Below are 26,954 nucleotides of genomic sequence, written 5' to 3'. Positions count from 1 at the left end.
CTACCATAATCTAGCGACCCCGGTACCCTACCCACAAGCACTGCTCAGGTCTTTTCAGCCAAGAGCAGGGCACAACCGGGATCAAACAAACCGCTCGGGTAGAGGGTGACGGTCTTCTCGCCCTCGACGCGCAAAGCTTCGGACTGGGCCACAAAGGCACGGCCGCACTGCCGGGCGGTGTAGACGCGGATCACAAACTGGTCGCTGGTGCAGCCGACGGCGGTCAGCGCCTGACCCGGATCGATCTCCTGGCGCAGGATGCCTGCCAAGCGGCCGACATTTTCGACTTCCACAAAAGCCGCCGCCGCCATCTCATTGACCACCCGCAGCGTTGCAAGGCCCGTTTGCCGACAGGCCGCCGCACTCGGCGGGGACTGGGCGTGGGTCGGCTGGGCCGCAAAGGCCGCTACCCACGCCAGAAGCCCAAGGACGTTTTCGAACCGCATGCGTTGATGAATCCCTTCTCATGTCTTTCTTATATCGGGCTCAGCGAGGTTTTCAACACTGGAAGGAAAGCCAGGGAAGCCGGCGCGGGTTCAGCGAGGCGATCCCCCGGCGATCCCGCCCCGGTGGCGGGATCAAGATCGCCATGTCTTAGGAGGTCACGATGTCGATTCTGAAGTTGTCGCACGGCTACTGGGGTGCGGGTGCCCTGGCGGTCCTGGCGGGTTTGCTTTTGGCGGCCCAGCCGGGCCGGGCCGTCAAAGTCGGTGACGGTACCGTCTACTTTACGAGTGTGCCGCGGCTGGTCAACACGACCGCTTACAACCGCATGATTAATTTTCGCTCGAACCTGTACTTCACGATCGCCGTGCCCGCCAACGCCGGTGAACCGTTGCAGCGCGTCGACGTCGATCTGGGCGACCTTGGCCCCGAGTACTACCCCGATCTGGGGCGCACCGAGGTGGTCAACGCCGAAGGCTCCGAGCGGCGCTACGCCCTCGACAAAGTCGTGATCACCGGCGATCGCTTTCAGCCGAGCGTCTCGGTGCGCCTCGCCGAGCCGGTCGAGCCCGGCAACACGGTGGTGGTCGGCCTGCCCATCTATCTGGCTTCGCGCATCGGCGGCACGCAGCTATTCGGAATCACGGCCTTCCCGCCGGGTGAAAAGGCCCACGGCCAGTTCCTGGGTTATGGGCACATCCGCATCGACGACAACTAAGCGCTCAGCGCCAATAGCACGACCGTCGAGCGCGCCCCGCCCCGGTAGGCACCCGCGAGCACCGGGGGGGCGTCGGGGCGCCCGGCGATATCCTCCGGAGCAGGTCGGGCCGTATCGACGATGCGGTGCCAGATGAGCCCCGGCGGGGGGGTGGCAATTCGAAGTCGAGTGCCTCCCAGTAGGCGTTGAGCAGCACATGCAGATGCTCCCCCGCTCCCGGGTAGTGCAGGCCCAGCGCCGTGATTGCGAGCTATTTTGGCCGATCACTACCACTCTTCGGCAAGCAGGTCCAGTGTCGGTCTCATGGGCCGCCGGCAGCGGTGTCCTCAAATCGGTGTAAGGTTAACGACAGGAGCCGGCCGAGCCGACCGGTACGATGATGTCATCAGGAAGCTCCGGGTCTTCCGAGCGCACCTCACTGCCGTCTTTGTGCTACTTGCATGGATATTAAAACCGTTGCCACGACCCCGTTCAGCGATCAGAAGCCGGGTACTTCCGGTCTGCGCAAGAAAGTGCCGGTCTTTCAGCAGCCGCACTACTTAGAAAACTTTGTCCAGTCGATTTTCGATAGCCTGGAAGGGTATGCGGGCCAGACGCTGGTTTTGGGGGGCGACGGCCGTTACTTCAATCGCGAAGCAATCCAGATTATCCTCAAGATCGCGGCGGCCAGCGGCTTCGGCCGTGTGCTGGTGGGCAAGGACGGCATCTTCTCGACCCCGGCGGTCTCCTGCGTCATCCGCAAAACCGCCGCCTTCGGCGGGATTATCCTTTCGGCGAGCCACAATCCCGCCGGCCCCCACGAAGATTTTGGCATCAAGTACAACGTCGGCAACGGCGGCCCAGCTCCGGAGAAGGTGACCGAGGCGATTTACGCGCGCACCAAAACCATCGATCACTACCAGATCCTCGACGGCCCGGATGTGGATCTGGGCAAGCTCGGCACGTTCGCCCTCGGCCCGCTCACCGTCGAGGTCATCGATCCGCTCACCGACTACATCGAATTGATGGAATCGCTCTTTGATTTTGGGCGGATTCGGGATTTGCTCGCGGGCGGCGAATTTCGCCTGTGCGTCGACTCGATGCACGCGGTGACCGGTCCCTACGCCCACGCCCTGTTTGAAGACCGCCTGGGAGCCCCGGCGGGGACAGTGCACGGCGGCACGCCCCTCGAAGATTTTGGCGGTGGACACCCGGATCCCAATCTTGTCTATGCCCACGAACTGGTCGAGATTCTCTTTGGCGAGGACGCGCCCGATTTTGGAGCCGCCTCCGACGGCGACGGCGATCGCAACATGATCCTAGGGCGGCACTTTTTTGTCACCCCCAGCGACAGCCTCGCGGTACTGGCCGCCAACGCCAAACTGGTGCCGGGTTATCAAGCCGGGCTTGCCGGGGTGGCGCGCTCGATGCCCACCAGCCAGGCGGCCGACCGGGTGGCGGCCCAACTGGGCATCGACTGCTACGAGACGCCCACCGGCTGGAAGTTCTTCGGCAACCTGCTCGATGCAGGCAAGGCGACCTTGTGCGGCGAAGAGAGTTTCGGCACCGGCTCAGGTCACATTCGCGAAAAAGACGGCCTCTGGGCAGTGCTCTTCTGGCTGAATATCCTGGCGGTGCGCCGGCAGTCGGTCGAGCAGATCGTCCGCGAGCACTGGCAGATTTATGGGCGCAATTACTACTCGCGTCACGACTACGAAGCGGTCGATTCCGCCCAGGCCCAGGCCCTGATCGAGCACCTGCACGCGCAGATGCCCCACCTGGCGGGCAAAGCCTTCGGAAGCTACGAGGTCGCGTACACCGACGACTTCAGCTATACCGATCCGGTGGACGGCAACGTGAGCAAGAACCAGGGCATCCGGGTGGGTTTCACCGACGGCTCGCGCGTCGTCTTTCGCCTCTCGGGCACCGGCACCCAGGGGGCGACCCTTCGGGTTTACCTCGAAAGCTTCGAGCCCAACATCGCCAAACACAACCAAGATCCGCAGCAGGCCCTGGCGGGACTCATCACCATAGCCGAGGAACTGGCCCAGATCCGCAAGTTCACCGGCAGGGATAAACCGACCGTGATCACCTGATTTCGGCATTGTCATCCCAAAGCGAAAACGAATAGCATGTGGACGCGCCGTTGAGAAAGTTTGGTACCGGCGATGTCCATGCAAACCGTGATCGGCATGCTTCGAGAAGAAGTGTCAGCTAAACTTGCGACCCATCCGCCGACGGCCGAGTTGATCGTTCAGGATCCGAAACTGCTTTTCGGCAAACCTACGGTTTTCGGTACCCGCCTTAGTGTCGAATTGCTCTTGGAAGGGCTCGCTGGCGGCCGCACGCCGGAACAGCTGATGCGCAGCTACCCGACGCTTTATCCCGAGGGGCTCGAAGCGGCAATTGCCTTCGCAGAAGGGTTACCTGCAATGCATCCCCTTGCGGGTCTGCTCGCCCAATACCGTGCGCTTTGTCGCTGACGAGAACGTGAAACGGGAGATCATCGAGCGTCTTCGTCGAGACGGGCACGAGGTCTTCTCGATCTTCGAAAGTGTGCGCGGTCTGGTCAATGGCGAAGTGCTGGCCCTGGCTAACCGTCAGGACGCTGTGCTTATCAGTGCGGACAAAGACATGGGCGAACTGGTCACCCGTTATGGGCAACCGGCAGTCGGCGTCCTGCTCACACGGCTGCCCGATCACCGATTTACTGACGACGAGCAAGCGGAACTGCTTGCCGGAGCGATTGCCGAGTGCGGACCATTATTGCGTGGCTCTCTTGCCATCGTTAAGCCCGAAGGCACCCGCATCCGTCCGCTGCAACAGCAGTATTCAGGACCAAAACTGGAAGCCTGACATGTGGACATGGTGTCAGGTGCCAGGTCTAAGCACCCCCGACATCTAACCTGTGCAGCGGTCGCAGCGACCGCAGGGCGGACTCGCGGCTTCGCCGAAGGCCGCCATCAAAAATTGCCAGCGGCAGCGGCAGGTGCGCACAAAATCCTGCACGCCCGCACCCATTTCAGGCGGCCGGGTGGGAGGGGTCTCGACCAGGCGGTAATCAAAGGGTGTCTTCCACACCAACCGGCCCCGCTCGTGCAGCAAAGCAAGGCTGAGGGCCAATTCGGGGCGGTACTCGCCTTCTGCGGGCAGGCGGGCGAGGGCTTTTTCGGCGGCCTGCCACTGCTCGCGGCGATTCGCAGCAAAGTGACGATGCAGCAGCCGGTCGGTCGGATCGAGCCAGCCGGTTGGTTCGCTCGCAAGCAGCAGGGCCGTCGCCGCTTCACCGTCGCGCCCGGCGCGGCCGATTTCCTGCAGGTACTCTTCGAGGCTGGGCGGGGTGTGGGCATGGATCACCCAGCGCACGTGCGGGGCGTCCACCCCCATGCCGAAGGCGTTGGTGGCCACCAGAAACTGCAGACGGCCCGCAAGCCAGTCGCGCTCGGCACTGCGGCGTGCGGCGGCTCCCAGGCCGGCGTGGTAATGGGTTGTCCGGTAACCTGCTTTTGCCAGTTCGAAGGCCAGCTTCTCGGTGCCCGCGCGGGTGCGCAGGTAAACCAGACCCGAGGTATCGGGTCTGGAAGCCAAAAAAGCGCCGACCGCACCGCAGCGCTGGCGGGTGGTGTACATCCAGCGCACCCGGATGGCCAGGTTTGGCCGGTAGGGTGCGATCACCAGCCGCACCGGGTCCACCAGGCCCAGCCAGCGTTCGATGCGGGCGCGGTCGGCGGGGGCGGCGGTGGCGGTAAAGGCGCACAGAGGCGGATGGCCGAGGGCGCGCCGCGCCGCCCCGAGGCGGTGGTAGTCGGGGCGAAAGCTGCTGCCCCAACCGGTCAGGCAGTGGGCTTCATCGAGCACCATCCGGGCAATCGGGCACCCTTGCAGCCTGGCCCAGGTCGGCGGACTGAGGAGCGTCTCGGGCGAGAGGTACAACAAGGCCCAGCGGCCGGTCTCGATGCCCGCCAGGCTCTCGGAGCGCACCGCCGCCGATTGCTCGCCGTGCAGGCAGGCGGCGGCCACCTTGAGCGAGCGCAACCGCGCCACTTGATCTTCCATAAGCGCCACCAGCGGCGTCACCACCAGCGTCGTACCCGACCTCAGCAGCGCCGGCACTTGAAAGGCGACACTCTTGCCGCCGCCGGTGGGCAGCACCGCAAGCACATCCCGGCCGCCAGCCACCGCCTCGACGATGGGCCGCTGTTGGGGGCGAAAGTCGGCGTAGCCCCAGAGTTTTTGCAGGACTTGGCGGGCGTCGTGCATGGCGATGAGTTTCGCCCCAGGGGATAGCGCCGGTTGCCCCCGGGGCGGTCCCCCCGGGCAAGTCGCCGCCGCACAGTCTGGCACCTGCAAATCGAGGCTCTAGAATAAGGTGCAAACCTGCCGCTGTGCCATGGTCGCCTCCGCCCCCGTGCTTTTTGAACGCAAACAGGTATTTGCGCTGGATCTGCCCTTCGCTCAGCAGATCCGGCTTATCAATCACCGCTTCGAACCGCGCTGGCGCCATGCGGAACAGGAGGTGACGATCCTGACGGGCCTGCACGGCGACGAGCTGGATGGCGGCTATATCTGCCACCGGCTGTCGCAGTTTTTGCAGCGGCTGCCGGTGGGTTGGCGGCTGGAGGGGGCCGTCAATCTGCTGCCCAGCGCCAACCCGCTGGCGGGCAGTCTGGGGGAGCGCTTCGTCCCGGAGGCGGGCAGCGATCTCAACCGCATCTTTCCCGGCGATCCCGACGGCAGCGAGTGGGAGCGTCTGGCGGCGGCCATCTTTGCCATCGCCGGCCGCTCGACCGCCTGCTTCGACATCCATAGTTCCAACAGCTTTCTGGAGGAATTGCCCCAGGTGCGGGTGGTCCACGAGCCGCGCCTCATCGAGTGGGCTAATTGCCTCGGCCTCGATGTGGTCTGGAGCCATTCTCAGCACAACTGGATCGCAGGCACGGTCGCCCAGGCGCTTTTCGAGCGGGGAGTCCCGGCCCTGGTAATCGAACTGGGGACAGGCCGCCGCATCCACCGGGGTCATTGCGAGCGCGTCTTTCAGGGAATTTTGCAGTGGATGCTCGCCGTCGGCGTGCTGAGCGGCGGACCGGTCGTCGCTGTCCCCAACCGGCCGCTGCAGGCAAACGAGTTCAACATCGTCTACATCAACGCCGAGACGGGCGGTCTGTTCTTGCCGCGCCCGTCGCTGAACCTGGGCGATCGCCTCAAGCGCGGCAGCCGCGTGGGCCAGGTGATCGACCCGCTGAGCGGCCAGGAGGCGGAGGTGATTGCGCCGCTCGACGGCCATCTGTTCACGCTGCGGGTGCATCCGCTGGTCTACGCCGGGTCGCTGGTGGCCCGGCTGGTGCACCTCTAAACCATGCAAAAATCCCTCGGGCCTTTGCTTGTCCCCTTTGGCGGTCCGCTCAACGTCGCGATGCAGGAGTTCGGCCGCGGCCGACCGGTACTGAGCGTCGTGGGCGGCCTGCACGGCGACGCTTACAACGGTGTCTACACCTGCCACCTGCTCATCGAGTGGCTCAGGCGCCAGGAGCTGCGCCAGGGGCCTTACCAGTTGCGGGGCAAGGTGCGGGTGCTTCCGGCCGTAAACCCGCCGGGGCTGCTGCTGGCCAGCCGCCACTGGCCCTTCGACAACACCGACCTCGACCGGGTCTTCCCGGGCTATGCCCAGGGGGAGACCACCCAGCGGCTGGCCAGCTGGGTCTTCGAGCAGGTGCGCCACTCCGACTGCTGCGTCGAACTGCACGGGCCTGAGAACCACCTGGCCGAATGGCCCCGGGTGCAGGTCTACCACAGCCAGCCGCGCGCCCTCGATCTGACCAAGACCCTCGGGCTGCCGGTCGTCTGGGTGCGCCGCCACTCCACCGCCAAGACGGCCCACTGCTACGAGTTGCCGGTGCGCACCCAGGGCACCCTCGCCCACAACCTCTCCCAGGCGGGGGTGGATGTGCTGGTGATCCGCGCCGGGGGCGGCCAGGCGATCGAGCCCGAGTACTGCACCCGGGTCTTCGCGGGGCTGGTGCGCCTGATGCTGCATATGGGGATCGTCCTCGGCCCGCCGCCGGAACCGCCCGGAACGGCATCCCCCCGGGTGGTGACGGGCACTGCTGTGCAACCGGTGCACTGCCGGGCGCCGGGGTTGTTCGTGTCCGCAGCGGCCCTGGGCGACAGCCTCGCCGAGGGTGAAGTGCTCGGGAAGGTGGTCGATCCGTTGCGCGGCGAGACCCTGGAGCGGGTGCACACCCCCGAGCCGGGATTGCTGATTGCCCTGCGCACCCATCCGGTCGTCATGCAGGGTGCGCTGGTGGCCTGCCTGGTGCGCGACGGCCACTGACTAATTTGCCGGCGATGTCGAAATAGCCGCCCCTCGCCCGTCATAGAAGTGAGCACGGCAGATGGGCCGTGCGGCAAACCCAATCGCAAACACCGGAGTACAGCCATGCAGTACATGATCATGACCTACGAAGAACCGGCGGCTTTCGAAGCGCGCACCGACGCCCAAAAAAGCCAGGCGTACTGGGGATCCTGGGCGGCCTACGCCCAGACGCTCAAAGAGTCCGGCGTCATGGTCGGCGGCAACGGGCTGCAGCCGCCCCACGCCGGTACGACCCTGCGGTTGCAAAACGGCCAGCGGCAGATCCAGGACGGTCCCGGCGACTGGCCGAGCAGGCCCAGGCGGACTCCGAGCGGGACGTCTTCCCGGACGACCGGCTGAAGTTGCTGTTCATCTGCGCGCACCAGGCGATTGCCGCGGGTGCGCGCACGCCGCTGATGCTGCAGACGGTGCTCGGTCTTGACTACTAGTCGCAACAGCTTTACAGTGGCCACGATGTCAATAACGTTGCTGGGTCTACCGTTTCCCAGCCTTAGGGCCTCAGGAAATCATTGTTAAACGTTGCGTAGGAGGGTGGTTGGCGTGGGCAACAAGGCGCACTCCGGGCGTGCCGGACGATTTGTCCTGGCCACATTGTCGGGCGTTATTGCTCAAGCTTCGCAAGTGGCTGCAATCCCTACTGCCACTCAAAGCGAGCAGACCATTCCACGCCTGGCAGATCTAGAACCGATGCAAACCGGGGCGCAGGGGTTGTTCGAAAGCCCCGTCGCTCAGGCGGAACCGGGCACCCAAAAGCCCCCGACCAGCCCGGAAGATCTCGACGAAGTGACGGTGACCGGCACGCGCAGCTACCGGCGCTCGCGCTCTTCGACGGCCACCAAGACCGATACGGCCATCCTGGATGTTCCCCAATCGATCCAGGTGATCCCCCGGCAGGTGCTCGAAGACCAGCGCATCGTCCGCGCCGGCGACGCGCTGCAAAACGTCAGCGGCATCGTCAATCTAGGCAGCTACTCCGGCTATTCCGACTCCTTGCTTATTCGCGGCTTTGAGGCGGCCGGCTTCGACGGATCTTTCTTCCGCGACGGTGTGCCCTACTTTCAGTTCGATTACGTCGAGACCGCCGACCTGGAGCGCATCGAGGTGCTCAAAGGGCCGGCCTCGGTGCTGTTCGGCCAGGGCCAGCCGGGCGGGATCGTCAATCTGGTGAGCAAACAGCCGCAGGCCAAACCCTACTATTCCGCTGCGCTCACCGCCGGCTCCTACAGCGACTACCGGGGACAGCTCGACCTGTCCGGACCGCTCAACGCCGGGGGCACACTGCAGTATCGGCTCAACGCTTTTTACCAGAATGCCCGCAGCTTCCGCGACTTTGTGCGCAACGACCGCAGCGTCCTCACCCCGGCCCTCACCTGGCAAATCAGCCCCCAGACGGCCCTGCGCTTCGACAGCTACTTCATCAACGAAGCGCGCACGATGGACGACGGCATCCCGGTGATTGGCCGCTCGGTGGCGAATGTGCCCATCGGTCGGTTTCTGCACGAACCTTTCAGCAACTACCGCAAAGACGAGTACGGTCTGGGCTACAGCCTGGATCACCGCTTCAGCGAGAACTGGTCGCTCAGGCACACGGCGCGCTACCAGAACGTGAGCCCGGAGCGGTACTATCCGTTTTCGCTGGAATTGAACGAGCAGACCGGAGAACTGTCGCGCCTCGCTTACTGGGCGGCGGGCAACTACAACCGCATCTTTGCCAATGCCGATGTCGTGGGCCGCTTCAACACCGGTTCGATCGCCCACAGGCTGCTTTTTGGCGTCGAGTACCGCCGGGGCCGAGAGTCTCCAATCTTCAAGACCTCGGAGTTGTACCCCTCTATCAATATCTTCAACCCGGTCTACATCGACCAGGCTTACGCCAAAACCCCGGATTTCTTTCGCGACGACGACGCCACGACCCTGGCCGCCTACATTCAAGATCAAATCGATCTGCTGCCCAACCTGAAGTTGCTCGCCGGGGTTCGCTTCGACACCTACCGGCAATCGCGCTCCGAAAACGACCTCAACCAGCCGCGCAGCGTCTTCGTGCAGACCGACGGAGCCTGGAGCCCGCGCGTCGGTCTGGTCTGGCAGCCGGCACCGGAAGTGTCGCTCTATGGGTCGTACACGCGCTCTTTCGTGCCGCAATTCGGCACCTTCCGCAACTTCAACGGCGCCGCCTTCCGGCCGGAGACCGGTACCCAGTGGGAGGTGGGCGTCAAAACGGAACTATTCGACAAAAAACTGAGCCTAACTCTGGCCGCCTACGATCTGCGCAAACAGAATGTCGTGACCGCCGATCCCACCAACCCCCTGGTCTCGATCCAGACCGGGGAGCAGACGAGCCGGGGCATCGAATTCGACGCGAGCGGCGAAATCCTGCCGGGCTGGAACGTGATTGCCTCCTACTCGCTCATCGACGCGGTGGTCAGCGCCGACAACAGTTTGCCCGTGGGCAACACCCTGGCCAACGTGCCCGCCAACACCGCCAGTTTTTGGAGCCGCTACAACCTGCAAGGCGGCGATCTCAAGGGTCTGGGCTTTGGTCTGGGGCTATTTTATGTAGACAGCCGGCCGGGGGATCTGCTGGGCAGCTTCACGCTCGACAGCTACGTGCGCACCGACGCTGCTTTGTACTACCGTCCCGGCAACTGGCAGGCGGCACTCAACTTCCGCAATCTGTTCGACGTGCGCTACTACACCGGCGGTTTTCGCACCGGCGTGCAGCCGGGAGCGCCGTTCACGGTGCTCGGCACGCTGTCGATGGAACTATGACGGCGCTCGAGGCGGACTGCTCAAGCTTGCTGGAGAGTTTCGCGCAACCTTTGCACGGCGCGCGGGTGGGTCGTGCGCGTTCCCAGGAGCACCAGCTCGGTGAGATATTGCACGGGAAAACCGGGCAGCACCCGGCTCGCTTGCGCCGGTTGGTACTGCCCGTCCACCAGGTGGAACACGGCGAGCGGCTCGCCGGCCCAGCGCCAAAGCTCGGGAATGTCCAGGGTCTGGTAGATCGGCCGACGGGTGAGGGAAGTGCTGGTGATATCGACTTCGATGGCCAGGTCCGGTGGGGGATCTTGCCTGAAATCCAGGCGGTCCCGGCCGGCAACGGCACCCAGATTGGCAATGTAGAAGCAACTATCCGGTTCGATGCCCTTGCCCAGATCTTCGCGGTTCATCGTTATCGACCCAAGGTCCTGGACTTCCACGCCTGTCCAATCGCCCCAGGCTTCTACCAGACGGCCCAAAAGCCGGTTGACGCTCTCGTGCACGGGCAGGGGGCTCATGATTTCGAGGGTGCCCTTGCTGTAGGCAAGCCGCACGCCCCGATGATCCCCCAGAGCCTCCAGCAATTGCTCGTACAGGCTCCAAGGAATGTTGTGCAGCACCACCCGCTGTTCACCGATTTGCACGTTCTGAAGACCTATGCCGACCGCTGCCGCCAGACTAGCACCACTGTGGGAGTGAATATTCGTGACCAAGCCAGATTACCGATGGCTCCTGCTCGGGTTGCTGCACCCTCTCATTCTCGCAGCCCCGGGGCAGGCTCAGAGTACGGCCGTCCCGCGGCTGTCGCAACTGCAGCCGGTACAGACCGCAGCGCAGGGGTTGTTCCCAAGCGCTATGGCTCAGGCGACGCCCGAGCCCGCGGCACAACGGCGAGAGGACGACGCTGAGGAACTGGAGGAGGTGACGGTGGAGGGCAATCGGGGCTACCGGGTCCCCGATGCGACGACTGCCACCCGCACCGATACGCCCATCCGCGACATCCCCGCCAACGTCCAGGTCATTCCCCGGCAACTCATCGAGGATCAAGGGGCAATCCGCCTGTCCGATGCCCTCAGAAACGTTAGCGGCGTCAGCTTCGGCCAGGACTTCGGCGGACAGGGAGCGGAGTTCAACGCCCGGGGATTTCGGCTCAACGAGTACCGCAACGGCTTTCAAGAAGCCGACTTGTTTGGTACCCTCACCGACTTCGAGACGGCGGGTATTGAGCGCATCGAGGTGGTCAAGGGGCCGGGGTCGGTGCTGTTTGGTTCGGCCGATCCCGCCGGAACGATCAACATCATCACCAAGCGGCCGACGCTCACCCCCTACGCCGCCGTCAACCTGACCGTCGGCAGCTATGATCTTTACCGCCCGACGCTGGATGTCTCAGGCCCGCTCACCCCCGACGGCGCGCTCGCCTACCGCCTGAATATCGCCTACGAAAATTCGAAAAGCTACCGCGATTTTGTCCGCAAGGAGCGCGCCTTTATTGCTCCCGTGCTCACCTGGAAACCAGGTCCGGATACGACCATCACCTTCGAAGGCGAATTTCTACGCTACGTGCGGCCCATCGACCGGGGGCTAGTGGCGCAGGGTGACGGGGTGGCGCCGGTGCCGGTGAGCCGCTTTTTGGGGGACCCTCATGCCCCTAACATCTCCGAGGAATGGCGCGGCTACCTTTATTTCGATCAGCGCCTTGCCGAGAATCTTAACTGGCGCAGCGTCTTTCGCGCCGGGGCGACGCGCGCGTTCTACCGGTCGATTGAGTCGGACACGCTGCTTGCGGACAACCGCACCCTCACCCTCTTCGGCGGCGTCAGCCAGCAGAATCAGGAACTGTACACCTTCCGCAACGATCTGGTCTGGAAGTTCGCCACCGGCTCGATTCGCCATACCCTGCTTGCAGGCTTCGAGTTCATTCGAGGTTACGGTTGGTTTGGCAACGACCGGCCCTTCGCAGGCAATTTGAACATCGATATTTATAATCCGGTCTACCAGTTTAACTACGCTGTCCCGAGCCCCTCCGCATTGAACTACGACGGCTACCTCAACACCTTCGGCATCTACCTGCAAGATCAAATTGCCGTCGCCGACAACCTGAAAGTGCTGTTGAGCGGACGCTTCGACAACTTCAGCTACGGCGACAGATACAACGATCCATCCTTCAACACCGTCGCCGTCGCCCGGGATTTCTCGCCGCGCGTCGGCATCGTCTACCAGCCGATTCCTGAAATATCGCTGTACGCTAATACCGGTCGCTCCTTCGCGCCGCAGTTCGGCCTCAACGCCACCGGCACGCCATTTTTGCCCGAGCGGGGCACCAATTACGAGGCGGGCTTGAAAGCCGAGTTTCTGGGCGGACGGATGGCCACCACCCTGGCGGTTTACCGGATCGAAAAAGACAACGTCCTGACGGCCGATCCGAGCGATTTTCGCTTTTCGCTCCAGGTGGGTCAACAGCAAAGCAGTGGCTTCGAATTCGACATCGTCGGCGAGATCTTGCAGGGCTGGAATGTGATCGCTTCCTACGCCTACACCGACGCGCGCATCACCCGCGACAACACCTTCCCGGTGGGCAATCGGCTGCCCAGGGTGCCCTACAACACCGCCAGCCTCTGGACAACCTACCGCATTCCCGAAGGCCCGCTGCGGGGGTTGGGTTTCGGTGCGGGCGCCTTTTTTGTCGACAACCGCAGCGGGGATCTCGACAACACCTTCGAAGTACCCGGCTACACCCGGGTGGACGCGGCCGTCTACTACAACTTCGGTAACATCAAGACCGCCATCAACCTCAAAAACTTGCTCGACGTGCGCTATTTCGAAGGGGTGCAAGCCCGGCGCAACGTACCGCCCGGGGCACCCTTCACCATGCAGGGCACCCTTTCGCTGGAGTTTTGACAGGGTGCGCCGCGCACTGGAGAACGGTTGATTTAAGATAGCGGCAAGCAGCGGATGCACCCAAGCCATGGTCCTTTCTCCCGAGACAATCGTCTACCCGGACTCCGACGGCAAACCGATGGCAGACAATACTGAGCAGTTTCGCTGGATTGTCTACATCAAAGAAGGTCTAGAGTGGTTGTTTGCAAGCGATCCCAATGTGTTTGTGGCGGGGGATTTGCTGTGGTACCCGGTAGAAGGTAATCCCAGGCTGTGCCAGGCTCCCGACGTCCTGGTCGCCTTCGGCCGGCCCAAGGGCAAACGCGGCAGCTACCGGCAGTGGCTCGAAGCGGGCGTTGCACCGCAGGTGGTCTTCGAGGTGCTTTCTCCAGGCAACGGCGTCTCCGAGATGACGCGCAAGTTTCAGTTCTACCAGCACCACGGCGTCGAGGAGTACTACCTTTACGATCCCGAGGGCGGCACCTTGGACGGCTTTGTGCGCGAAGGAGCAGCGCTGCTGGGAATTGATCCCATGCATAGTTGGGTGAGCCCCAGATTGGGTGCGCGCTTCGAACTGGGCGAGCGGGGTGACTTGTGCCTCTGGCGGCCGGACGGAACCCCGTTTGAAAGCTACGTAGAAATGGCGGCGCGCGCCGAGCAGGAGCGGCTACGAGCTGAGCAGGAGCGGCAACGCGCCGAGCAAGAACGGCAGCGCGCCGAGCAGGAGCGGCAACGCGCCGAGCAAGAACGGCAACGCGCCGAGCAAGCCGAACAGCAAGCGCTACGCTTGGCACAGCGCTTGCGCGAATTGGGCATCGACCCACAGGCTTGAGCTGCCAATCCACAAACTATTGACATCTGTTCTCAACAGGCTTACCCTGGCCATTGGGTTGCGACTCGCCAAGCTGACCGGGCTCCCCCTGCGGAGTTGCCGTTGTTACTGGCTTCTTTTGGGATACCGCGAATACGGGGCGTCCACATACCGTGATCCACTGCCGTTGCCGCGCCGGGAATTGTTGCTTTGATTTTGCAAGTGATACCAGGCGTTGACTCGATCTGACCATTCGACTGGAACGCCCAATTCATCGTGAACCGAGCACCTCATGAACACGCGCAAGTTCGTCTTTACCCTGCACCAGATCGCGGGTCTTGTCTTCGGCCTAATTTTGCTGATTATTGGCCTGACCGGCAGCGCCATTGTCTTCTGGAAGCCCATCGACCAGGCACTCAACCCCACGATGTACCAGCCGGGAGCGGCACCGGCTTCCTCGCTCGAAAGGTTGATGGCGGCGGCCCAGAAGGCCCACCCGAACTTGAAGCCCGAGGGTGTCTCAGTTCAGGAGAACCACGTCTACTCCGTCAGTTTCACCACCCCCGAGAAGCAATACCTGGAGGTGGCGGTCGACCCGGTGAGCTACGAGGTGCGCGCCTCACGCGTCTGGGAGCACAGCCTGGTGGGTGTACTCTACCGGCTGCACTACACGCTTTTGGCCGGTGAAGTTGGAGGCTGGATCACCGGGATTGCCGCCGTCGCGCTTCTGGCTTTGGGAATCACCGGGGTAGTGCTCTGGCCGGGCTGGAAAAAACGGCAAGCGGGAACCAAGCTCCGCTGGAGCGCCAACAGCCGCATTCTGTCCTACGACCTGCACAAGCTCACCGGCATCACCACTTCGGCGTTCATGGTCATCCTCGGACTCAGCGGCGCCTACTTCATGTTTAATGCGCCGTTCAAAGCGGCCGTCTACGCCCTCACCGGCACCCCGCAAACCAAAGAGCCGATGTCCACGATCGCAGCCGGAGCGCCGCTTTCGCCGGATACTGTGCTGGCAAAAGCGCGGCCGGTGCTGGCGGGAGCCGAGTTTGAGGGACTGCGTCTGGCAGTCAAACCCACCGACACCGTCGATGTCTTCGGGCGGTTCAAGGGAGAAGGACCGGTCCGCGAACGGCTGCACATCCACCTCGACCAGTACAGCGGCCGGGTGCTGCAGGTGGAGGACGGCCGCAAGCCCAACACGGCCGACTTTCTGCTCGGCTGGCTGGCCACCTTGCACTTTGGCCACTACGGCGGGTTGTTCACCCAAGCAATGTACGTCTTTGTTGGCCTTGCCCCCGGGGGCCTCTTTTTAACCGGCTTTTGGCTGTGGCTGAAGAAACTGCGCCGACCTGCCGCCCACAAGGCTCGCTCGCCGCAGGCTGCCCCCACCCGTTAGCGAAGCAAGAAGTGCTCGATCAGGTCGTTCCTGGCAGCCGCATGCTGAGTGACTTGCGGCATCAGCGCTGTTTCTTTCGTGCTTCCAGCCTGGCCAAGGCTTCCTTGCGAATGCCGCTCCAGTCCGCCGCCGTCAATTCACTTTCGGGGCTGTTCAGTCCTTCCAAACAGTTTTGCTTCAAGCTGTTCTTCAGCTTTGCGTTTTTCATCGGCGCGGATCAGCTCGCGCACATAACTTCTGAATTTGTTCGTAGAAGGCAAATCGTCGGCGGTTTTTTGTCTTTACTAAAGACAGCACGTCAGCACCTCGGCCGTCCGCCGGGCAGTGCGATCCCATCTGAATAGACTGGCCCGAGCCAGTCCCTGAACCTGCAATTGGTGGCGCAAACCGGGCTCATTAAGAATCCGGTGCATAGCCGCGGCAATGGCTCCAACGCGGTAGGGGTCGACCAACAAGGCGGCATCGGCGGCGATCTCGCTCAGCGACGCCAGGTTGGAGGTGATGACTGGCGTGCCGCAGGCCATTGCCTCCAATACCGGCAACCCGAATCCCTCCCAGAGCGTTGGAAAAAGTAGGGCGACGGCTCGCTCGATGAGCCCGGGCAACTCCATGTAGGGGACGTAATCGAGAAAGCGCACCCGCCCGCCCAGGTTCAGGTGTTGGACACGGGCGAGAAGCTGCGGGTACTGGCGGGTATCCCGCGGACCGGCGATCCAAAATTCGCACTCGCGATCTTTGAGGCAGGCGAGCGCCTGGAGCATCCGATCGAGGTTTTTGTGCCGGTCCTGGCGGCCCAGGTACAAAAAGTAGTTGGCCGGGGCGAGCCCGCGCGGGTAAAAGTGCGCCGCGTCGTGGGCAAGCGGGATCGCAGTGAGCTTTTTAGCAGCAATGCCGTAAAAGCGCACGATGTCGGAGGCGGTGGCTTCCGAATCGCAGAGGATGTGTTCGCTGTTGTGGAGCACCTGCGGCACGTAGTACTGGAAGTAGCGGGTAAGTAGGGCCGGGAACGGCCCCGGAAACCGCAGCGGTATGAGATCGTGCACAGTCACCACCGAGCGGCAGTGCCGTGCCAGTGGCGCTTCCGGCAGCGGCGAGAAGAGCAAGTCCGCTTTGTGGGTGCGGTAGAGGGCCGGAAGACGGATTTGCTGCCATGCCAGCCGCGCCAGGTGTGCCCACCGCCCGCCGTCGGAAGCAAGGGCCGGGGGCACAAGGCAGCAGGGAAAAGGTTCGAGCGGTCTGGGGGAAAACAGCGTCACCACGTCGTCCCAGCGCAGGTGCGCCAGTAAATTGAGGGCATAGGTACCAAGGCCCGTCGGCCGGGTAGGCAGAAACGCCAGATCGATGCACAGGTGCGCCACCGCCGTTACACCGCTCCCCGACGGATCAGCGTCCAGTGCCGGTCGGAACTCATCGCCACCTGCGCCCCAGTCAGCCCCGCGGCTCGGGCCTGTGAGGCCACTTCCGCCGGGATGAGCGCCGCTTGGAGCGACTCGGCGAACAACCGGCGCTGATCGTCGTCACAACCGGCCGCGTACTGTTCGACCAGGGCGTCGCGCCTAGACAGGCTGTCCGGACGGGCCAGATCGCGCACGAAGAGCACCCCCCCCGGCGCCAGCAACCGGGCGCAAGCCTGCCAGAAAGGGGCCGGCTGCGGCAAGTGGTGCACCAGACTGTTGGAGAACACGCAGGCAAAGCGGGCCGCGCCGAGCGCCGGGGCCTTTGCATCCCCATGCACCAGGGTGATGCGTCCCGCCAACCCCGCAGCCTCGACGCGCCGCCGGGCGATGGCAAGCATCGGCGCAGCCAGATCGACCGCGGTGATCCGGATATCCGGTCGCTCGCTCGCCAACAGGACCGGCAGGTGGGCGGGACCGGTGCCCAGATCCAGCCAGGGGCCGTCGGCAGGTCCAAGGGCGAGCACATCGGCCACAAAACGGGCATTGACCTCGCCGTGGTCCATGGCGTCGTAGGCCTCCGCCTCCGCCTGCGAATCCATGACTTCCGGTTCGAGCACCCGCTCAAGCATGGATGAGATCGGGAAAGACCTGCTGCACCGCCGGGTGGATCAGACGGCTGTGGGCGATGTTGATGCCTAAGGCAAGGGCCGGATCGCGCTCGGTGGCCTGCGGATATCCCAGTTCCGCCAGTTTCATCACGTAGGGGAGTGTGGCGTTGTTGAGCGCCTGGGTGGCCGTCCAGGGCACCGCCCCGGGCATATTGGGCACGCCGTAGTGGACGACGCCTGCTTCGAGGTAGACCGGTTCGGAGTGGGAGGTGGGTCTGAGCGTCTCCACACAGCCGCCCTGATCGACGGCCACATCGACGATCACCGAGCCGGGATTCATGCGGCCCACCACCTCGCGGCTGACCAGCTTGGGGGCACGCCGCCCGGTCACCAGCACCGCTCCAATCAGCAAATCCGCCCCCGGCACCATCTGTTCGATGGTCCGGCGGGTGCTGAAGAGCAGTTCGACGCGCGAACCGAACAGATCTTCGAGGTAGGCGAGCCGGTCGAGGTTGACATCGAGAATCGTCACCCGTGCCCCCATGCCGACGGCGATGCGGGCCGCCTCGGTGCCGACGATACCGCCGCCCAAGATCGCCACATGGCCCGCGGCCACCCCGGGCACCCCACCCAGGAGTACGCCGCGGCCACCCTGTTGCTTCTCCAGAAAGCGCGACCCGAACTGCACCGCCAGACGGCCCGCGATTGCACTCATCGGCGTGAGCAGCGGCAGGCGCCCGTCGGCCAGGGCCACGGTCTCGTAGGCGATGCAGGTGGCTCCTGAGTTGAGCAACGCCTCGGTCAACTCGCGGCTCGCCGCCAGATGCAAATAAGTAAAAAGAATCTGGCCCTTGCCCAGCAGGGCGTACTCCAGGGGCAGGGGCTCTTTGACTTTGACGATCATCGGCTGGGCGTAGACCTCCGCGGCGGTCTCCACGATGCGGGCACCGGCCTCCAGATAGTCCCGGTCAGTAAAGCCGGATCCCTCCCCCGCCCGCGCTTCGATAGCCACGCTGTGGCCCTGATCGCTCAAAGCGCGCACCGCCGCCGGAGTCAAACCGACCCTGAATTCCTGATCTTTGATTTCTTTGGGAACGCCGATGTGCATAGTGGACGCCGTCGCTAGCTCAAGGTGTCTTTGAGAACCGTCCTGGCAGCCAGATGCTTGAGGGTGGTCTGCAGAATGTCGATCTCGCGCTGGAGACGCCGGGCAGTATCTTGCAGTTCCAATAGCGCCTGCTGTTCTTCGGAAGCACCGTAGAAGCTGCCCCCAATCCAGTAGGAAAGTTCGAGGGGCTCCTCCGGAAGTGTCGGCAACTGGAGCGGTTTCTCCATCAGCTTACTGGAGAGGCGCACCACATCGGCGAGCAGTTTTTTGGCTTCCTGGGTCAGGGCGCTGAGATCGCCTTCGACCGGCTCGTCGTCGATCCACTGCACCAGACCCACCCGGTAGGGTTTCTGGCGGGTGTACTCCAGAACCCGAAAGCGCTTGATCCCCACGGTCAAAACGTTCATCCGGTCGTCAGGCAGGCGGTCGACCTGGGTGATTTCGGCGCAGCTGCCGACCCGTGCCGGCTGCTTGGTCTCTTGATCCCACAGCAGCACCCCGAAGCGGCAGTCGGTGTCGAGCACCGTGTTCATCATCATCCGGTAGCGCGGCTCGAAGATGTGCAGCGGCAATGGCCGTCCTGGAAACAGCACCACATCCGGCAGCGGAAAGAGCGGCAATTCCTGTACGGCGAGTGAGAAGGAAAGACTCATTATTGACCAAACTCCAAACGGGCTTTTTGGACGAGCTCGACGGTGATGAGGTCAACCTCGCTCGCGCGGGCCAATTCCTCAATGCGAAGACGGGCCTGGGACCGGACGAAATAAGGAATCTTCCGCAGTTTGACCAGCGCCTCCGGCGTCCACACCAGTTCGCCTGTGATCCCGGCAATGCGGGTGTGAGGAAATTCAGGATGCACGCTTTTTCTCCTTCGTTACTTTATTGTAATCCCGGCTTCACATCCCGCATGGCCCCGCCGCCAACATGGACAAAAGTCCTCAGATGCAATAAAATGATGGCAGGCCATCAATAAATTCGATGAAGCGGCGGCAGCCACAAGAACGCCGTCGGCGGGCGGATCTACCCATGGTGTTTGCAGGCGGGTTCCCACAGTCGGCAGTTGACGACCCGGGGGAGTCCAAATAAAGTGTTCGTTATTGCCCAACTGCATCTTGCCCCACTAGATGCGGAGTTGGTCATCCGATTATTTGCAGGAGCGAGCACCATGGGTATGGACGGGGTGGGAAGTCTTGAGCAGGGTATGGCTCTGTCGGAGTCCCAGAGGGCGGTTCTGCAGAAGTATCTGATCGGCGAGGAGCGTACCTGGGAGGATGTCTGCCGCCGCGTGGCGCGCTTCGTGGCCGGGGCCGAAAAAACCCCTGCCCTCCAGCGCGAGTGGCAGGAGAGGTTCTTTTCGATCTTGGCGCCGATGAAGATGTTGCCGGGCGGCTCGATCCTGGCCAACTCCGACCACGGCACCCACGGTTTGCTCAATTGCTTCGTGCTCTCGGCCGAGGACAACATCCAGGAGATCGCCAAACTCGTCACCGATGCCGTCTTGACCACCAAGTTCAGGGGCGGTGTCGGGATCAACATCGGCGCGCATGGCCAAAAGGGCTACATCCGGCCCAAAGGCACTCCCTTCGCCGACGGCAAGGCCCTCGGCCCCTGCGCAGTGCTCGATATGGTCTCGGAGACTTCCAAGAAGATCACCACCGGGAACAAGTGTTTTGCGGCGGGGACGCTCCTACACACCGAGCAAGGCTACGTGCCGGTCGAGCAGGTGGTGGCCGGGGTCGGGACCCGCGTCTGCACCCACCAGGGATTTCGCAACATCAGCGAGCGCTTCGACAACGGCGAGGCGGAAGTCTTCCGGGTCACCACCCGCAAAGGTTACAGCGTCGAGGTGACCGCCAATCATAAGATGGCCCGTCTGGACGAGAACGGCGATTTGTTGCTCGACGAGTTGAGCCACTTGCAGGTGGGCGACAACTTGCTGCTGCTTTTAGGCAGCAACCCGGTTACTGAGAAAGTGCGCCTTCAATGCATTCCGGCAGGCTACCGCTCATCGATAGAGATCGCCCAACCGCCGGAGCTAGACGAGCAACTCGCCTACTTGCTCGGTTATGCCTACGGCGACGGCTGCGTGGGCCGGGGTGCGACCTATAACTATTTGAGTCTGGCAGTTTCCCACACCTACCCCAACGTTCGCGATCAATTGGCGGCCATCATCCGCGAAAAATTCGGCCTCACCACCAAGATCTACAGCGGCAGCGGCGCTGTCTGGAACTTGCTCGTGCACTCAGCCAATCTGCTCGATTGGCTCAAAGCCAACGGCCTACTGAAGCAAAAAGCTGCCGATCTAGCAATGCCGGAAGCGATATTGCGCAGCCCCAGCTCGGTGGTCGGCGCTTTCTTGTCCGGGTACTTCGACGCCGATGGCTGCGTGCGCGGCGGCAAAGGTGGGTACGGATTCGACTGCACCAGCAAAGCGTTCGTCGGCGCGGTGCAGTTGCTCCTGCTTGCCGAGGGCATCGTGAGCAACCTGCACACCACCGATCGCTCCCGGCAGGGCTGGCGGACGATCTACAGGCTCAACGTCTGCGGCACCGAATTCAAGCGGCGCTTCCAGACGCTGTGCTGCCGGAGCGCCAAGGTGGTGCACTCACCGATGGTCCTGGGTCGGGATGGCACCGGGGGCTATCCGCCCGCTTTGGTGCGGGGGGCGTCCTACCAGCGCGTCGTGGCCGTTGGCGGCAAGCACCTGCTCTACACAGCCCTGCTCAAGGTGATTGAGAAGACCCGGACGGCCGGCAAACAGGCCCTTGCCGAATCGCTGTGTCAGCACGTCAACTACTTTCCGGACCCAATCGTGGCGATCGAGTCTGTCGGAACCCAGCGAGTTTACGACATCGAAGTAGAAGGCATGCATCTACTTTCCGGAAACGGCATCTACACGTCCAATTCCCGCAGGGGAGCTTTCATGTTCTCCATGCACTGGAAGCACCCGGACGTCTGGGAGTTCATCCAGGCGAAGACCCAGTCGGTCATGGACGCTCGTGTAGCCCGCGACTTGATCGAACGGACAGCGGATTTAGCTGTGGATAAAGGTCTGTCCGATGTTGAAAAAAATGCCCGGCTAGACCAGCTCAAGCAGGAATTGACCGACACCTGGACTGAGACGCACCTCTCGCCCAAGGGCACCCGCGATCGCCGCTGGCACAACGCCAACATCTCGGTCCTGGTCGACGACGAATTTTTCGACAAACTCGACGAGGGCAATCCCGGTGTCGTTGATCTGTGGAATCAGATTGCGCAGTACGCTCACGATACCGCCGATCCTGGCTTGCTTCTCAGCGACAATGCCAGGCGCCGCTCACCAATAAAAAATTTCATTACAACTACGAACCCTTGCGTGACGGCCGACACCTGGGTGCATACCGGCGACGGTCCCCGCCAGGCGCGCGATCTGATCGGTGTCCAGCACAGCACCTACGTCAACGGGGAGCTATTCAGCACCACGAGCGCCGGTTTTTTTGCCACCGGTGTCAAGCCGGTGCTGCGCCTGCGCACCAAAGAAGGCCACCAGTTGCGGCTTACGGGCAATCACCAGGTGCTCAAGCTCACCGCCCAGACGCGCCACCGGCAGTACACCGAGTGGGTACCGGCGGAACAGTTGAATCCTGGAGACCGGGTGATGCTCCACGACCACCGCGGTCTGCAACCGTGGGACGGCCCCGGCGACGCCGAAACTGGCTGGCTTCTGGGGACGCTGGTGGGCGACGGCTGCTTTGTGCGCGACAACAACGGCACGCTCTGCGCGAAGCTCAGTTTCTGGGAAGCTTCCGCCCCCGAAATGCCCGGTCGCGCCGTGACCCTGGCGACGAGCCGCGCCAACGTCGGCCGCAAGCTCGCAGGCACCATCAACGCCCAGGGCGTGGCAAGTGTCCAATCTTCGGGTTTGGCCCGGCTGGCTGCCACCTTCAAGATCGTTCCCGGCTGCAAGCGGGTGACGTCCCGGGTCGAGCAGGGAAGCTTTGAATTTTATCGCGGCTTCCTGCGGGGGCTGTTCGACGCCGACGGCAGCGTGCAAGGCGATCAGCAAAAAGGCGTCAGCGTGCGCCTCAGCCAGAGCGACCTGCCGACGCTCGAAGCGGTACAGCGGATGCTGCTGAGACTCGGAATCGCCTCGGACATTTACAAGCGCCGCGAAGCCCAGGTGCGGATGCTGCCCGACAGCCGCCGCCAAAGCGCACCCTACCCGTGCAAGAGCCAGTACGAACTGGTGATCGCGAAGGACAACCTTCAAGTCTTTGCGCAACTGGTTGGCTTCGAGCACCCGGCCAAAGCCGCTCGCCTGGCCAAACTGGTGGATACCTACAGCCGCACGCCCAACCGCGAACGGTTCAGCGCCACCGTCGAATCGCTCACACCCGACGGGATCGAGGAAGTGTATGACTGCACCGTCCCGGGGCCGGCCCGCTTCGACGCCAACGGTCTGGTGGTACACAACTGCGGAGAAATCTGGTTACCCCCGAACTCGGCGTGCAACCTGGGATCGATCGTGATTTCCAAGTTCATGCACCGCACCGAGCGGGGCGTCGAACTCGATTGGGAAGACCTGGCCCGCACGGTCGAAATCTCGACGCGCTTTTTGGACAACGTGCTCGATGTGGCCGAATTTGCCACCCCGGCCCAGAAGCACAACGTCCGCAACGTCTTTCGGCAGTTGGGACTCGGGATCATGGGTTGGGCCGACTGGCTGAAGGCCCGCCGCATTCCTTATGACTCCGAGGCGCACCTTCGAGAGATCGACAAAGTCGGCCGCTTCATCGCTGAGCGCGCCTACCGCACCTCCGAGGCGCTTGCCGCCGAAAAAGGCGCCTGCGGTATCTGGGAGGAGATCAAAGATGTGCGCCCCGGCAACCCCTTCGAGCGCTGGAGGGACTCCACCGGCCGCGTTCTCAGTGGCGACGAGGCGGCAGAGCGCGCCGAAGCGCTGACCCAGACACCTCGGCGCAACTCGACGGTGCTCTCGATTGCCCCCACCGGTTCGATCGCGCAACTGGCCTCCTGTTCGTGGGCCTTCGAACCCGACTTCGGGCTCACGATCTGGAAGCAGGTCTACGTGGACGCCTCTAGTTCCCAGCAAAACTGGGTGCAGATCCCCAGTCCCTACGTCGAGGCGCTGGGTCTGGGGGAGGCAGATCGCCAGATCGTGCTGCAGACCGGCTCGCTGCAGGGCACCGCCTTCGCGGCGGCGCACCCTGAAGAAGCCGCCGCCTTTAAAATCTCGCGTGAGATCTCCTGGCAGTGGCACGTGCTCGCCCAGAGCCGCTGGCAAAACTGGGTGGACAGCAGCATCAGCAAGACGATCAACTGCAGTCGCGAGACCACCGTCGAAGAAATCAAGGAGATGTACCGCTTCGCCCAGCGCAACGGCCTCAAGGGGATCACCGTCTACCGCGAGGGCACCCTCGAATCGGAACCGGTCAAAATCGGCGCCATCGACCAAAACGAGCCGGCCGCAGCTGCGCAGCCCGTGGCACCGACGGCCGACGGCAACGGTAACGGCTATGTCCCTGCCCGACCCTTCGCCACGGGCGCAGCGCGCCCTGCGATGCTGGACGAAGAGGTCTCCCAGGCGGCCTCACTCATCGGCATCCACTACGACGAAGGCCCAATGTATCTGAGTGAGGAGGCTCCGGTCGACGACTGGACCAGCAGCCAGTTCAAGGGCGGCTGCGGCGGCGGGGTACTCCACTACCAAGTGTGGATCCGCGAGAACGGCCGCCGGTTGCTAGTGGTGCGCTCAGACTCCTACTCGATGTGCTTCGTGAAAAGCTGAGCACCTCGCCCGCAGTTATTCACAAAACCTCACCTGCCGATCACAGGTGAGGTCTTTCATTGTGGTCGTTGAGACTTGGTAAGCAATGGGAAGAATCCAGGGTACATATTGTGTTGATCGGGTATACTAATCACACTTTCTAACATGCGGCCTGCAGCTGCTGTGCTTTAGGCAGCAGACCACAGCGCTACCCAATCCATTCATGGAAATGCAGAACACAGGTATACCTCTTTTGCCAATTCAGGATATGGCTGCTCGGCATTACGGTTTAATGCCGTCCACTGCCGAGCATTACCTGGATGCCGCCCGGGTGTGTTTAGATTTGCATCATATCCCTCCGAAAGAATTTACACTGGGAAACGGCAAGTTGGAAATGGTTATGGTTGCAACAGTCCAATGGCAACCCACAGACGACAGATGCAGGGCAGCTTGGGCCAACAAAGATGACGCAACGCGAGACGGAGCATACCCTTTTGCGCTTGCAGCAGTTGAACTTGTTTACGGCTTGTTTGCAATTAGCCGCGCAGAAACGAAAACGGGAGCTGATTACTATATATCTCCCGGTGGAGATATTGATGATTTAGAGAATTGTTTCCGGCTCGAAGTATCAGGTACCAATTCTGATAAGCCCGAAGTTGGCAGGCGCCTTAGCCAAAAGATTCAGCAGACAAAGGACGGTAACAGCAACTTACCAGCACTAGCTGCTGTTGTTGGTTTTAAAGCTCAGCTTATTGCCATTCAGAAAGTTGAAGATTCGTCATGAGTTGGTTAACCTACCACAGAAGAAGCGAGGAGCTAGCCACTTCAGCGCAGGTGGCGATAACATCACACGAATTTGAGCAGGCACAGCAACTTTATATTGATGCAGCAATAGCTGAGATGAATGCTTATGCTTCACTAGAGCCAACCAAAACACGAACCTTAGGAATTACTGCAGTAAGCGCAGCATCGCTTTTGTTTAAAGGTCATGACTTTGCGAGAGCAAAATCATTCATACACAAATGTTTGTCAACGCAAAACATGCCGCCTTTCGCAGCTGAAAAGCTAGAAAATTTACTGCAAACAATTTGGTCCGAGGAGAGCCGTGTTAAGTCAGGAGTTGAGTTCATTAGAGGTGAAGTGCTTGTATCTGTAAGCGGAGGCGAGGTTGTATACGGAGGGGCTCCGCTTGATTTGATTCTGAACAAAGTCGAAGAAGTAGGAAAGCTGTTTTACAGAACCATAGAAATGCTCATGGGCAGGGATTTTCGCAGAAGAGGCGCCCCTAGCATAGAAGTACAAGAACAGTGTAAACCTTGGCTGTTCCAGGCACCTGCGGGAAGCTACCAATTCGCTGTTCGTGTTCAGAAACCCAAACAACTATCGTTGTTTCCTAATGGCTTGCCTGAAGTAGAAGAGATCACTCAGAAGTTTCTTAACATTGTAGAAGCAGGCTCTCAAGGCGACCAAGAACAACTAACTGTGATCATCCCTGATGAGCAGTATATTGATGCTCCCAAGTATAGAGACGCTTTTTTGAGATTGACAAGAAATCTTGCTCCCGCGCCATCAAACAATTCATTTCAACAACTTGAGATTAAATCGTCAGACAGTTTAGACAGTATACCTGTGGTTCTAGTGCAAAGCTCCCGAGAGGCTATAAATAGAGCAATAAAAAAGGAAAAACTTGCCAAAGAACCTCATTCATCTGCTCAATATGAATCTGTTTCGCTTCGCGGAGTACTGAGAGGTCTACAACTGGACGAGGATTGGATGGAGGTAAGCTTAGAGGGGGGTAGTTCAGTTAAAGTTTATGAGATTAGGGATGTCATTGATGACGTCGTTGGCCCCATGGTCAATAGACAAGTAATTGTCGATGTATTGAAAGATATATCGAGATTGGAAGAGCGTTATTTGTACAGAGATATTCAGCTAAATGATTAATTGTTAACGCCGTCAATCTCATTGTGTTGTCCGAGGCTTTCCTAACATCCATCACTCAGAAAAAAGTTAGGCACCCGCGCCAAAGATGCAAACACCCCCGGATCGTTAGGTCCGGGGGTGTTTGCCATGGAAAAGTAGGAATAGTTAGTACTTGACGGAGCAGCCGTAGGGGCGGGTGGTGGCGACGGTGACGGGCTTGCCGGCCATCGCTTCGGTGAGGGCGGCGGCCACGTAGTTGGTCTGGGGCTTGGTGGCGGCGTCGGTGGTCGGCTTGTCGTCGATGGCGCCGTTGTAGATGAGCTTGCCTTCTGGGTTGATGATATACATGTGCGGGGTGGTCTTGGCCCCGTACAGCTGGCCAATCTTGCCGTCACCGTCCAGCAGGATCGCCTTGGGGGCGGCACCTTTTTCTTTGACTAGGGTGTTCCACTTCTCAGCAGGATAGTTGCCCTGCTTGCCGGCGGCGGAAGAATTTACCGACAGCCAGACCACGCCTTTGCCTGCGGCCATCTTCTGCATCTCCTGCATCGCCTGGGTGCTGTACTGCTTGACGACGAAGGGGCAGTCGTAGTTGGTCCACTCCAGGACCACGTATTTGCCCTTGAAATCGGTGAGCGCATGGCTCTTGCCGTTGGTGTCGGCGGCGGTGAAGCTGGGGGCCGGCTGACCGACCAGGGCGTCGGCCTGCACCGTCGAGACGTTCGCAGCGACCAGTGCCAGGCTCAAGGCGGCCATCACAAACGCTTTCCTCTTCATTCGCAGTCTCCTG

Annotated in this window: 24 protein-coding genes; 14 read left to right on the top strand and 10 right to left on the bottom strand. The window is 61.8% G+C overall.

What is annotated here, in order from left to right; all coding sequences use genetic code 11:
• Positions 1-44: 44 nt before the first annotated feature.
• Positions 45-446 carry a hypothetical protein gene (locus GLL_RS20525; RefSeq protein ID WP_011143973.1) on the bottom strand — a complete coding sequence of 134 codons (402 nt, stop codon included), beginning with the start codon at positions 444-446 and terminating at the stop codon, positions 45-47.
• Between the two features lie 161 nt (positions 447-607).
• Here GLL_RS20525 and GLL_RS20520 point away from each other — a divergent pair, with 161 nt between their 5' ends.
• From GLL_RS20520 to GLL_RS20505, 4 genes are all read left to right on the top strand, one after another.
• Positions 608-1,162, top strand: a complete 555-nt coding sequence (locus GLL_RS20520) for a DUF2808 domain-containing protein (protein WP_011143972.1) — start codon at positions 608-610, stop codon at positions 1,160-1,162.
• 440 nt (positions 1,163-1,602) lie between these two features.
• Positions 1,603-3,237 (top strand): alpha-D-glucose phosphate-specific phosphoglucomutase, encoded by a 1,635-nt coding sequence (locus GLL_RS20515; protein ID WP_011143971.1) that lies wholly within the window; start codon positions 1,603-1,605, stop codon positions 3,235-3,237.
• 78 nt (positions 3,238-3,315) lie between these two features.
• Positions 3,316-3,624 (top strand): DUF433 domain-containing protein, encoded by a 309-nt coding sequence (locus GLL_RS20510; protein ID WP_231848267.1) that lies wholly within the window; start codon positions 3,316-3,318, stop codon positions 3,622-3,624.
• Complete coding sequence (locus tag GLL_RS20505; protein WP_011143969.1) at positions 3,608-3,997, top strand: DUF5615 family PIN-like protein; 390 nt, start codon at positions 3,608-3,610, stop codon at positions 3,995-3,997. The genes GLL_RS20510 and GLL_RS20505 overlap by 17 nt, the downstream gene beginning before the upstream one ends.
• Positions 3,998-4,042: 45 nt before the next feature.
• Here the strand turns inward: GLL_RS20505 and GLL_RS20500 are convergent, their stop codons facing one another.
• Positions 4,043-5,485 (bottom strand): RecQ family ATP-dependent DNA helicase, encoded by a 1,443-nt coding sequence (locus GLL_RS20500; protein WP_011143968.1) that lies wholly within the window; start codon positions 5,483-5,485, stop codon positions 4,043-4,045.
• 46 nt (positions 5,486-5,531) lie between these two features.
• Between GLL_RS20500 and GLL_RS20495 the strand changes: the two genes are divergently transcribed.
• The 4 genes from GLL_RS20495 (at position 5,532) to GLL_RS20480 (ending at position 10,283) form a co-directional block, all read left to right on the top strand.
• Positions 5,532-6,494 carry a M14 family metallopeptidase gene (locus tag GLL_RS20495; RefSeq protein WP_164929426.1) on the top strand — a complete coding sequence of 321 codons (963 nt, stop codon included), beginning with the start codon at positions 5,532-5,534 and terminating at the stop codon, positions 6,492-6,494.
• 3 nt (positions 6,495-6,497) lie between these two features.
• The gene (locus GLL_RS20490) at positions 6,498-7,472 is read left to right on the top strand and encodes a M14 family metallopeptidase (protein WP_011143966.1); all 975 of its coding nucleotides are present in this window, start codon (positions 6,498-6,500) and stop codon (positions 7,470-7,472) included.
• 105 nt (positions 7,473-7,577) lie between these two features.
• Positions 7,578-7,853 carry a YciI family protein gene (locus GLL_RS20485; protein WP_011143965.1) on the top strand — a complete coding sequence of 92 codons (276 nt, stop codon included), beginning with the start codon at positions 7,578-7,580 and terminating at the stop codon, positions 7,851-7,853.
• A 282-nt stretch (positions 7,854-8,135) separates the two neighbouring features.
• The gene (locus GLL_RS20480; RefSeq protein ID WP_164929425.1) at positions 8,136-10,283 is read left to right on the top strand and encodes a TonB-dependent siderophore receptor; all 2,148 of its coding nucleotides are present in this window, start codon (positions 8,136-8,138) and stop codon (positions 10,281-10,283) included.
• 20 nt (positions 10,284-10,303) lie between these two features.
• Here GLL_RS20480 and GLL_RS20475 read toward each other — a convergent pair whose 3' ends face one another.
• A complete protein-coding gene (locus GLL_RS20475; RefSeq protein ID WP_011143963.1) occupies positions 10,304-10,918 on the bottom strand; it encodes a Uma2 family endonuclease in 615 nt (204 codons plus the stop codon).
• A 61-nt stretch (positions 10,919-10,979) separates the two neighbouring features.
• On the opposite strand from GLL_RS20475, the gene GLL_RS20470 reads away from it, so the two are divergent.
• From GLL_RS20470 to GLL_RS20460, 3 genes are all read left to right on the top strand, one after another.
• A complete protein-coding gene (locus GLL_RS20470) occupies positions 10,980-13,172 on the top strand; it encodes a TonB-dependent siderophore receptor (RefSeq protein WP_011143962.1) in 2,193 nt (730 codons plus the stop codon).
• Positions 13,173-13,239: 67 nt separating this feature from the next.
• Complete coding sequence (locus GLL_RS20465) at positions 13,240-13,983, top strand: Uma2 family endonuclease (protein ID WP_011143961.1); 744 nt, start codon at positions 13,240-13,242, stop codon at positions 13,981-13,983.
• 271 nt (positions 13,984-14,254) lie between these two features.
• Positions 14,255-15,361: a PepSY-associated TM helix domain-containing protein gene (locus GLL_RS20460; RefSeq protein WP_011143960.1), complete on the top strand. Its 1,107-nt coding sequence runs from the start codon at positions 14,255-14,257 to the stop codon at positions 15,359-15,361.
• 61 nt (positions 15,362-15,422) lie between these two features.
• Here the strand turns inward: GLL_RS20460 and GLL_RS20455 are convergent, their stop codons facing one another.
• The 6 genes from GLL_RS20455 to GLL_RS20430 form a co-directional block, all read right to left on the bottom strand.
• On the bottom strand, positions 15,423-15,569 hold the full coding sequence (locus GLL_RS20455; protein WP_231848266.1) for a hypothetical protein: 147 nt from the start codon (positions 15,567-15,569) through the stop codon (positions 15,423-15,425).
• Positions 15,570-15,645: 76 nt separating this feature from the next.
• Positions 15,646-16,719 carry a glycosyltransferase family 4 protein gene (locus GLL_RS20450; protein WP_011143959.1) on the bottom strand — a complete coding sequence of 358 codons (1,074 nt, stop codon included), beginning with the start codon at positions 16,717-16,719 and terminating at the stop codon, positions 15,646-15,648.
• A 5-nt stretch (positions 16,720-16,724) separates the two neighbouring features.
• On the bottom strand, positions 16,725-17,357 hold the full coding sequence (locus GLL_RS20445; RefSeq protein ID WP_197530054.1) for a class I SAM-dependent methyltransferase: 633 nt from the start codon (positions 17,355-17,357) through the stop codon (positions 16,725-16,727).
• Between the two features lie 22 nt (positions 17,358-17,379).
• On the bottom strand, positions 17,380-18,474 hold the full coding sequence (gene ald, locus GLL_RS20440) for an alanine dehydrogenase (RefSeq protein ID WP_011143957.1): 1,095 nt from the start codon (positions 18,472-18,474) through the stop codon (positions 17,380-17,382).
• A gap of 14 nt (positions 18,475-18,488) precedes the next feature.
• On the bottom strand, positions 18,489-19,127 hold the full coding sequence (locus GLL_RS20435) for an LON peptidase substrate-binding domain-containing protein (protein ID WP_011143956.1): 639 nt from the start codon (positions 19,125-19,127) through the stop codon (positions 18,489-18,491).
• Positions 19,127-19,333, bottom strand: a complete 207-nt coding sequence (locus GLL_RS20430; RefSeq protein WP_011143955.1) for a PCP reductase family protein — start codon at positions 19,331-19,333, stop codon at positions 19,127-19,129. The genes GLL_RS20435 and GLL_RS20430 overlap by 1 nt, the downstream gene beginning before the upstream one ends.
• A gap of 228 nt (positions 19,334-19,561) precedes the next feature.
• On the opposite strand from GLL_RS20430, the gene GLL_RS20425 reads away from it, so the two are divergent.
• The 3 genes from GLL_RS20425 to GLL_RS20415 all read left to right on the top strand — a co-directional run bounded on the left by GLL_RS20425 (position 19,562) and on the right by GLL_RS20415 (position 26,185).
• Positions 19,562-24,262 carry an LAGLIDADG family homing endonuclease gene (locus GLL_RS20425; protein WP_011143954.1) on the top strand — a complete coding sequence of 1,567 codons (4,701 nt, stop codon included), beginning with the start codon at positions 19,562-19,564 and terminating at the stop codon, positions 24,260-24,262.
• 202 nt (positions 24,263-24,464) lie between these two features.
• Positions 24,465-25,025: a hypothetical protein gene (locus GLL_RS20420; protein WP_197530053.1), complete on the top strand. Its 561-nt coding sequence runs from the start codon at positions 24,465-24,467 to the stop codon at positions 25,023-25,025.
• The gene (locus GLL_RS20415) at positions 25,022-26,185 is read left to right on the top strand and encodes a hypothetical protein (RefSeq protein WP_011143953.1); all 1,164 of its coding nucleotides are present in this window, start codon (positions 25,022-25,024) and stop codon (positions 26,183-26,185) included. The genes GLL_RS20420 and GLL_RS20415 overlap by 4 nt, the downstream gene beginning before the upstream one ends.
• Before the next feature lie 144 nt (positions 26,186-26,329).
• Here GLL_RS20415 and GLL_RS20410 read toward each other — a convergent pair whose 3' ends face one another.
• Positions 26,330-26,941, bottom strand: coding sequence for a thioredoxin family protein (locus GLL_RS20410; RefSeq protein ID WP_011143952.1), 612 nt, complete (start codon positions 26,939-26,941; stop codon positions 26,330-26,332).
• Positions 26,942-26,954: the final 13 nt, after the last annotated feature.

It is taken from the genome of Gloeobacter violaceus PCC 7421 (assembly GCF_000011385.1).
Taxonomy (GTDB): Bacteria; Cyanobacteriota; Cyanobacteriia; order Gloeobacterales; family Gloeobacteraceae; genus Gloeobacter; species Gloeobacter violaceus.
This window is presented reverse-complemented; position numbering and strand designations above follow the sequence as displayed.

What these genes read in the sequence shown, in the direction of transcription:
- GLL_RS20525 (WP_011143973.1), bottom strand. Translation starts at nt 446, where the DNA reads ATGCGGTTCGAAAACGTCCTTGGGCTTCTGGCGTGGGTAGCGGCCTTT.
- GLL_RS20520 (WP_011143972.1), top strand. Translation starts at nt 608, where the DNA reads ATGTCGATTCTGAAGTTGTCGCACGGCTACTGGGGTGCGGGTGCCCTG.
- GLL_RS20515 (WP_011143971.1), top strand. Translation starts at nt 1,603, where the DNA reads ATGGATATTAAAACCGTTGCCACGACCCCGTTCAGCGATCAGAAGCCG.
- GLL_RS20510 (WP_231848267.1), top strand. Translation starts at nt 3,316, where the DNA reads ATGCAAACCGTGATCGGCATGCTTCGAGAAGAAGTGTCAGCTAAACTT.
- GLL_RS20495 (WP_164929426.1), top strand. Translation starts at nt 5,532, where the DNA reads ATGGTCGCCTCCGCCCCCGTGCTTTTTGAACGCAAACAGGTATTTGCG.
- GLL_RS20490 (WP_011143966.1), top strand. Translation starts at nt 6,498, where the DNA reads ATGCAAAAATCCCTCGGGCCTTTGCTTGTCCCCTTTGGCGGTCCGCTC.
- GLL_RS20485 (WP_011143965.1), top strand. Translation starts at nt 7,578, where the DNA reads ATGCAGTACATGATCATGACCTACGAAGAACCGGCGGCTTTCGAAGCG.
- GLL_RS20465 (WP_011143961.1), top strand. Translation starts at nt 13,240, where the DNA reads ATGGTCCTTTCTCCCGAGACAATCGTCTACCCGGACTCCGACGGCAAA.
- GLL_RS20460 (WP_011143960.1), top strand. Translation starts at nt 14,255, where the DNA reads ATGAACACGCGCAAGTTCGTCTTTACCCTGCACCAGATCGCGGGTCTT.
- GLL_RS20455 (WP_231848266.1), bottom strand. Translation starts at nt 15,569, where the DNA reads ATGAAAAACGCAAAGCTGAAGAACAGCTTGAAGCAAAACTGTTTGGAA.
- GLL_RS20445 (WP_197530054.1), bottom strand. Translation starts at nt 17,357, where the DNA reads ATGGATTCGCAGGCGGAGGCGGAGGCCTACGACGCCATGGACCACGGC.
- ald (WP_011143957.1), bottom strand. Translation starts at nt 18,474, where the DNA reads ATGCACATCGGCGTTCCCAAAGAAATCAAAGATCAGGAATTCAGGGTC.
- GLL_RS20435 (WP_011143956.1), bottom strand. Translation starts at nt 19,127, where the DNA reads ATGAGTCTTTCCTTCTCACTCGCCGTACAGGAATTGCCGCTCTTTCCG.
- GLL_RS20420 (WP_197530053.1), top strand. Translation starts at nt 24,465, where the DNA reads ATGGAAATGCAGAACACAGGTATACCTCTTTTGCCAATTCAGGATATG.
- GLL_RS20415 (WP_011143953.1), top strand. Translation starts at nt 25,022, where the DNA reads ATGAGTTGGTTAACCTACCACAGAAGAAGCGAGGAGCTAGCCACTTCA.
- GLL_RS20410 (WP_011143952.1), bottom strand. Translation starts at nt 26,941, where the DNA reads ATGAAGAGGAAAGCGTTTGTGATGGCCGCCTTGAGCCTGGCACTGGTC.